This window comes from Streptomyces sp. SID1328 (assembly GCF_009865595.1).
Classification (GTDB): domain Bacteria; phylum Actinomycetota; class Actinomycetes; order Streptomycetales; family Streptomycetaceae; genus Streptomyces; species Streptomyces griseoluteus.
In genome coordinates this window covers 1-7,062 of record NZ_WWKH01000283.1, presented here as the reverse complement: position 1 = coordinate 7,062, position 7,062 = coordinate 1, and the positions used below count along the sequence as shown (strand labels likewise).

Annotated in this window: 6 protein-coding genes and 2 pseudogenes; 6 read left to right on the top strand and 2 right to left on the bottom strand. The window is 66.5% G+C overall.

Annotated elements, in window-relative coordinates:
- Positions 1–414 precede the first annotated feature (414 nt).
- The 3 genes from GT030_RS08675 to GT030_RS08665 all read left to right on the top strand — a co-directional run bounded on the left by GT030_RS08675 (position 415) and on the right by GT030_RS08665 (position 3,315).
- Complete coding sequence (locus tag GT030_RS08675; protein WP_161200594.1) at positions 415–1,941, top strand: FAD-binding oxidoreductase; 1,527 nt, start codon at positions 415–417, stop codon at positions 1,939–1,941.
- 406 nt (positions 1,942–2,347) lie between these two features.
- On the top strand, positions 2,348–2,731 hold the full coding sequence (locus tag GT030_RS08670; RefSeq protein ID WP_237522275.1) for a hypothetical protein: 384 nt from the start codon (positions 2,348–2,350) through the stop codon (positions 2,729–2,731).
- Between the two features lie 362 nt (positions 2,732–3,093).
- Entirely contained in the window at positions 3,094–3,315 is a 222-nt protein-coding gene (locus tag GT030_RS08665; protein WP_161200593.1) for a hypothetical protein, read from the top strand.
- Between the two features lie 483 nt (positions 3,316–3,798).
- Here the strand turns inward: GT030_RS08665 and GT030_RS08660 are convergent, their stop codons facing one another.
- Positions 3,799–4,164 (bottom strand): hypothetical protein, encoded by a 366-nt coding sequence (locus GT030_RS08660; protein WP_237522274.1) that lies wholly within the window; start codon positions 4,162–4,164, stop codon positions 3,799–3,801.
- 87 nt (positions 4,165–4,251) lie between these two features.
- Positions 4,252–4,491: pseudogene (locus GT030_RS08655) on the bottom strand (hypothetical protein); the annotation flags it as partial.
- 180 nt (positions 4,492–4,671) lie between these two features.
- Here GT030_RS08655 and ettA point away from each other — a divergent pair.
- The 3 genes and pseudogenes from ettA to GT030_RS08640 all read left to right on the top strand — a co-directional run.
- Positions 4,672–6,336 carry an energy-dependent translational throttle protein EttA gene (gene ettA / locus GT030_RS08650; protein WP_161200591.1) on the top strand — a complete coding sequence of 555 codons (1,665 nt, stop codon included), beginning with the start codon at positions 4,672–4,674 and terminating at the stop codon, positions 6,334–6,336.
- A 7-nt stretch (positions 6,337–6,343) separates the two neighbouring features.
- Positions 6,344–6,760 (top strand): thioesterase family protein, encoded by a 417-nt coding sequence (locus GT030_RS08645; protein WP_030813986.1) that lies wholly within the window; start codon positions 6,344–6,346, stop codon positions 6,758–6,760.
- Positions 6,757–7,062 (top strand): annotated as a pseudogene (locus tag GT030_RS08640) (hypothetical protein); the annotation flags it as partial. The gene GT030_RS08645 and the pseudogene GT030_RS08640, both read left to right, overlap by 4 nt.

The following is a 7,062-nucleotide window of genomic DNA, read 5'->3' as shown; positions in this document are numbered from 1 at the left end:
GGTTCAAGCCCCGGCTGCGCTCCGCTCCGCCGGTTCTCCATGCGGAGAGTGGTGAGTACGGGGGCACGCCCACAAATTCTCATCAGAAAGGCGGTTCGGCGGGCGATTGCGAGATGCTGACCACTAGCGAAATCGGCGAGCCCATCATCTTTGAGAGCACCCGCGTTTTCCGACCGCTTGGGCCAAGGGAGATGGCTTCGAGCAGGGCGCGGTGCAGCCCAAGCCGGTTATGACGGGATCCCGCTGAGTTACTCCTTCAGACTGTCGTCATCGTCCTCAATTGGCGTGTCGGGAAACACCGCATGGTCTCCCCGTTACCGTGCGGGGGTCGACCACAAAGGAGCGCTCGGGGGCTGGCGGGAAAGGGCTCCCTCAGCCGCGTACCGGGACAGCCCAATCGAGAGGATCTGGACCTTGAGCGATTTTTCCCGCCGCCACCTGCTCAGGGCGTCAGCGGCCGCCGGCGCCGGGGCGGTTGTCGTCCCGGGCCTTATGGCCGCAGGCGCGCCGGACATTGCGGCCGCGAGCACCTCAGGCATTCTGACCGCGAGCGACCCGACCAAAGGGTCGTCGGGATGTCCGCCGGCGAAGCTGACCGGTCGCGTCGTCCGCCCCGGTGATGCCTCGTACACGGATGATCGCATCGACTACGACCAGCTGTTCTCTCACTACCCGCTGGTCATCGTCTTCGCCCAGAAGACCCAGGACGTGGTGAACGCCCTCACCTGGGCGCGGCAGCACAACGTCGCACTGCGGGTACGCAGCGGCCGCCATGCCCTGGAGGGCTGGTCGAACATCGACAACGGCATCGTGATCGACGTCAGCGAGCTCAAGTCGGTCCACATCGACACCGACGCTCGTATCGCGAAGGTCGGCGCCGGCCTGACCCAGTTGGAAGCGGTGACGACGCTCGCCAAGAAGGACCTCGCGGTCACGACCGGAAGCGAGGGCAGCGTCGGCTTGGTCGGTGCGACGGTCGGCGGCGGCCTTGGCCCCCTCAACCGCTGGCTCGGCATGGCCTGCGACAGCCTGATCGGGACCGAGATCGTCGTCCCGTCGGGTCGCGACTGCGCCAAGGTGATCCATGCCGACCTGAAGGACCACTCAGACCTGCTCTGGGCGCTCCGTGGGGCGGGAAACGGCAACTTCGGAATCGTCACGGAACTCACCTACAAGGTGCACCCGCTCAAGCGCATCGCCTATGTGCAGGCGACCTGGGACGGCCTTACGGACCTGCATGGGATCTTCGATGCATGGCAGCGTACGGTACCGTTCGCCGACAACCGCCTCGGATCCGAAGTCGAGATCCACAAGTCCCAGATCCTGCTGTTCGCGTGGCTCGCGGAGGGCACGGCGGCAGAGGCCAGAAAGATGCTGGCCCCGATCCTGTCGGTCGGCAGGCCCGAAGTGAAGGTGCAGGTCGGTAACTGGGGCCCCATCTTTGCCGGAGCCCAGGTTCCGCGCTCGCAGGAGCCCGCCAACGTGAAGTTCTTCTCACAGTTCGCCAAGAAGCTGTTCCCGAAGAAGGCGATCGACGTCATCGGCTACTACATGCGAAACGCTCCCACGGAGGACAGCAACTACTTCGTCGATGCCTTCGGCGGGGCGATCAAGAAGGAGCCCCGCGGCGGTACCGCGTTCGTGCACCGCGACGCGATCTTCTACGGCGAGATCGGCGCAGCCTGGGGAACTCCTTCAAGGACACCAGGCGTCTGCGACCCGCTCACCTCGACGTGCCAGGCCTGGACCGCCGAATTCAGCCAGGCCATGCGCAGCTTCGTGGACGGCGCCTACGTCAACGTGCCAAACGTCGGCATGCAGGAGTGGGAGACCGCCTACTGGGGGAGAAACAACTTCGAGCGGCTGCGCGAGATCAAGGCGAAGTACGACCCCTACAACGTCTTCCAGTACGAGCAGAGCATCCCGCCCGCGTCACGCTGATCCACAGTGCGCCGTCGGGGCCCCGCCCCGGTCAGGCTCGGCCTTTCACGCAGAAGGGACGCAGTCGAAGGGGTGTCGTTAGCCTCGGTCTTGCATGAGGGATCGTCAGCTTGCTGGCGATCCCTTTGCTTGCTCAGAGTGAAGATTTCTGCTTGCGGGCACTATGGTTTCGAAGGGACAGAGCCCCAACCAGGTCATGCGCTTCTTGTGGGCCCTCTCCTCATGGGCCTAGTGTTGATCGGCGGCCAGGTGCCCGGCCTGTTGCACGCGCCCTACCCGGTCGTCGAACTCGCTGACGCGCTCAGCTTCGCGTTGGCCATCATGGCTGCCATCACGTTGCTCTGCCCGACCGACTGCAATACAGCGGTTCGGGCAGCGTGCCGGCGGACTCGCTGCCGCGGTTCCGGTGCAGCTGGCCAGCCGCGCACGCGCGAGCTCACGCCGTGCATCTGACGGCCCGGTTGAAGAAGCGCAGTCCCTATGGCGCCACCCTGGCGGAGGCGGCGCGGGAGCTGGAGGAAGCCGTGCGGGACGTGCGTGGGCATGGGCCGCAGCCTCAGAAGGGCTGTTCCCGCTCGACGACGACCTGACGACCGAGGACTACGAGGAGCTGCACGAGGCATTCGAGGCGCTCGGCGCCTCCACGAAGCTCGTCTGTCTGTTCTTCACGGCAGACCCGGAGAACGGCATCCACGCCATCCACTGGGGAGACGCCCACCTCGAACCAGATCGCACCTTCACCTGGCACTACAGCGAACAGCTCCTGGTCGCTCCCCAGCCGCTTGAGTGACGGCCTGGGGCGGGCGACCTGCGTCACGTCGGCGGCGGTGGGTGGGCGGCCCCCTGGGCCGTCTGTGGGCCGTGCGAAGGGGCTCGACAGTGACCGACGTCGACAACCAGTGACAGGTCAGCTACCGAGGCACACCAGGAATGGCCAGGTCATGGACGCCTGACGGCTGACGGCCGTCGGCTGAGGTTCGTGTGCAACCGTGTGAGATGCGGGGGTAGCCACGGTCAGTGAAGGGGACCTGCGGTCCAGTTTCGCCCCACCACGTCTCGAAACCCCAGGTCAGCGGCATGATGCGGTTGTCCTCGTCCGGATCTGTGCCGACGGCCACAGCGAACGGGATACACGTAGGCTCATACTGAGTCATGACAAAGCCTGCTGCGCCGAAGCGTCATTTGCCGACCAGTCCCTTCAAGGCCCCGGTCACACCGGCTCCCAAGCACTTCGCCGTGGGCGACCAGGTCACACACGACATGTACGGCCTCGGCCGAGTAGTCGGCATCGAGGATGGAGTCGCGGCGCTCGTGGATTTCCGCTCGGCGCAAGTGCGGATCTTGAGCCCGTACGCCAAGATGACCAAGCTGTAGGACCGCTGTGCCCGGTTACGGCACACCAGGCCCCTTCAGGGACCTGTAACGAAAGAGAGTCCTCTCATCGACCTGACATCACTGTTTTCCGCCCTGGAAGGGCAACCCCGCTGCGCCACTGCGACATCGCCGCCTCCGACGACCAACCCCTTCCAGGCCCCTGACTTCGGGGAAGACGAGACCTTGCCGCTGGAGGGCGCACAGGAGCCCGCCTGGGGCGTACGTGCGGCGCGACCCAAGGCTGCTTAGCTCCACGAATGACGGTGGCTCCGGCAACTGGCCGCGGGTCGTCCCCCGTGCCGCGGTGAAGAGTGCGGCCGTCTCAGTTTCCGTCTCATTCAGCCCCGTTCACCGTTGTTCGGACGAGACCGTGTGCCGGGTCCTTCCCGTGGCCAGGCCACCCATGAACGCAGGTGCACGGCCCTGTACGCGCCGCTACTAGGCGCCAACAGACTTGGAAAGCGTGTTTGGCCGTGCGCCGGTTCAGCAGGTGTCTTGTCGTGCCGAGCCTGGTGGAGATCGCCGAACGCCAGTGCACGCCACCAGCGTGCTGCCGTCCGCGTCGAGAAACAGCACGAAGATCCACGATCCGTCGGCAGTCCTGATCTGCCCCAGTCGAACCGGTCGGCTGTATAGGTCGAGACGTTGTACGGCCTGGGCCAAGCCGGAAGTCTCGATGCCCTTCCGAAGGGTGTGACGGAGTCGGCGCCCGTAGACCGTCGCGAGTGCCTTGGGCGAGGTCATTCCGTCCCAGACGACGTATGAAGCGTCGGCGCGGAGTGCAGCGAGAGCGGCCGCCGACGTTTTGTCGCCGCCGCCCAGCAGCCGTTCGAGCTGCTCCCGTTCCATGGCCCCACCCTGAGGCATTGGCGAACCTGGTAACGAACCGCTCAGCAGATGTCAGCCCACCTGGCCCGGCTCGAACGGGCTGGTCCCCTCCAGGATGCCGCTGTCCGGAGACAGGCTCAGGGAACGGACGAGACGCCCGTCCTCCCACCGGGCGAATGCCAGCCAGTCGACGACGCTGTGCATGGCGTGCAGGACGAGTCGTCGGCCAGCGCTTGCCGTCACGAGGTGTTCGGGAAGCTGGGAGGGGGCATCGATCATCACCCTCTGATCACCGATGACGTCCACGCCAGGCCAGCTGGCCGCGTACGTCGTCCCCTTCGGTGGGTACGCGCAGGGCGCCCGAGGCCGACCGAGGACGACCGACAGTGACAGCCGAGCCGGAGCCGCCATACGCGGAACCCCAGGTCAGAGCGTCCTGGGGTCACGCGTTTCCCCCCAGGGGTGGCGGTCAGGCAAGATGGGGTGTATCTGCCCACTGCCAGATTTCAAGCTGCCGGACGGTTTCTCTTGGCTGAGTTCATTTACACCATGCGCAAGGCGCGCAAAGCGCACGGCGACAAGGTGATCCTCGACGACGTCACCCTGAACTTCCTGCCGGGGGCGAAGATCGGCGTCGTCGGTCCGAACGGTGCCGGTAAGTCGACCGTGCTGCAGATCATGGCCGGGCTGCAGCAGCCCTCCAACGGTGACGCCTTCATCTCCCCCGGTTACAGCGTCGGCATCCTGCTCCAGGAGCCCCCGCTGAACGAGGAGAAGACGGTCCTGGAGAACGTCCAGGAGGGCGTCGCCGAGATCAAGGGCAAGCTCGACCGGTTCAACGAGATCGCCGAGCTGATGGCGACCGACTACTCCGACGCGCTGCTCGACGAGATGGGCAAGCTCCAGGAGGAGCTGGACCACGCCAACGCCTGGGACCTCGACGCCCAGCTCGAGCAGGCCATGGACGCGCTCGGCTGCCCGCCCGGCGACTGGCCGGTCACCAACCTCTCCGGTGGCGAGAAGCGCCGCGTCGCGCTCTGCAAGCTGCTCCTGGAGCAGCCTGACCTGCTGCTCCTCGACGAGCCCACCAACCACCTCGACGCCGAGTCGGTGAACTGGCTGGAGCAGCACCTCGCCAAGTACCCGGGCACCGTCGTGGCGATCACCCACGACCGGTACTTCCTGGACAACGTCGCGGAGTGGATCCTCGAGCTCGACCGCGGCCGCGCGTACCCCTACGAGGGCAACTACTCCACCTACCTGGAGACCAAGCAGACGCGTCTGAAGGTCGAGGGCCAGAAGGACGCCAAGCGCGCCAAGCGGCTCAAGGAAGAGCTGGAGTGGGTGCGGTCCAACGCCAAGGGCCGCCAGGCCAAGTCCAAGGCCCGCCTCGCCCGTTACGAGGAGATGGCGGCCGAGGCCGACAAGATGCGGAAGCTGGACTTCGAGGAGATCCAGATCCCGCCGGGCCCGCGTCTGGGCAGCATCGTGGTCGAGGTCAACGACCTCAACAAGGCGTTCGGCGAGAAGATCCTCGTCGACGGCCTCAGCTTCACCCTGCCGCGCAACGGCATCGTGGGCGTCATCGGCCCGAACGGTGCCGGCAAGACCACGCTGTTCAAGATGATCCAGGGCCTGGAGAACCCCGACTCCGGCGCCATCAAGGTCGGCGACACGGTCAAGATCTCCTACGTCGACCAGAGCCGCGAGAACATCGACCCCAAGAAGACGCTGTGGGAGGTCGTGTCCGACGGGCTCGACTACATCAACGTCGGCCAGGTCGAGATGCCGAGCCGCGCGTACGTCTCGGCCTTCGGCTTCAAGGGCCCGGACCAGCAGAAGCCCGCGGGCGTGCTGTCCGGCGGTGAGCGCAACCGCCTCAACCTGGCGCTCACCCTCAAGCAGGGCGGCAACCTGCTGCTCCTCGACGAGCCCACCAACGACCTCGACGTCGAGACCCTCTCCAGCCTGGAGAACGCGCTGCTGGACTTCCCCGGCTGCGCCGTGGTCGTCTCCCACGACCGCTGGTTCCTGGACCGGGTCGCCACCCACATCCTCGCCTACGAGGGTGACTCCAAGTGGTTCTGGTTCGAGGGCAACTTCGAGTCCTACGAGAAGAACAAGATCGAGCGGCTCGGCGCCGACGCCGCGCGTCCGCACCGCGCCACCTACAAGAAGCTGACCCGGGGCTGATCGCACCTTGCGCCACATCTACCGCTGTCCCCTGCGCTGGGCGGACATGGACGCGTACGGCCACGTCAACAACGTGGTGTTCCTCCGCTACCTGGAGGAAGCCCGTATCGACTTCCTGTTCCGCCCGGACAAGGACTTCCAGCAGGGGTCGGTCGTGGCGCGCCACGAGATCGACTACAAGCGGCAGCTCGTCCACCGGCACCACCCGGTGGACGTCGAGCTGTGGATCACCGAGATCCGGGCCGCGTCCTTCACCATCACCTACGAGGTGAAGGACGCGGACACCGTGTACGTACGGGCCTCCACCGTCGTCGTGCCCTTCGACTTCGAGGCCCAGCGGCCGCGCCGGATCACCGCGGAGGAGCGCGAGTTCCTCCAGGAGTACCGGGACGAGTCCGCCGAGGAGAAGGCCGTCGCCGCATGACGGTGCTGCACCTCGCCGACGAGACGGAGGCGGCCGACCTCGCCGCCTTCCTCACCCGGCTGCTCCGCTACGACCGCGCGGCCGCGGTACGCCTCCAGGCGGCCGGGACCGCGCTCGCCGTCTTCGGACGCCCGCCCTCCTTCGAGGTGCTGGCCGTCCGCGCGGTGCGCCTCGCCAAGCCGTACGAGGACGGGCTCGACGCCGTCCTCGACATGACCGTCTCCGCGGGCGAACTTCTGGAGTCGGTGGACGAGCGCGCGGCCACCGCCGCCGTACCGGCCGCCGTCACAGGGCCCCCGTGG

Coding starts and splice junctions, on each gene's coding strand:
- GT030_RS08665 (WP_161200593.1), top strand. CDS start 3,094: ATGACAAAGCCTGCTGCGCCGAAGCGTCATTTGCCGACCAGTCCCTTC.
- GT030_RS08660 (WP_237522274.1), bottom strand. CDS start 4,164: ATGGAACGGGAGCAGCTCGAACGGCTGCTGGGCGGCGGCGACAAAACG.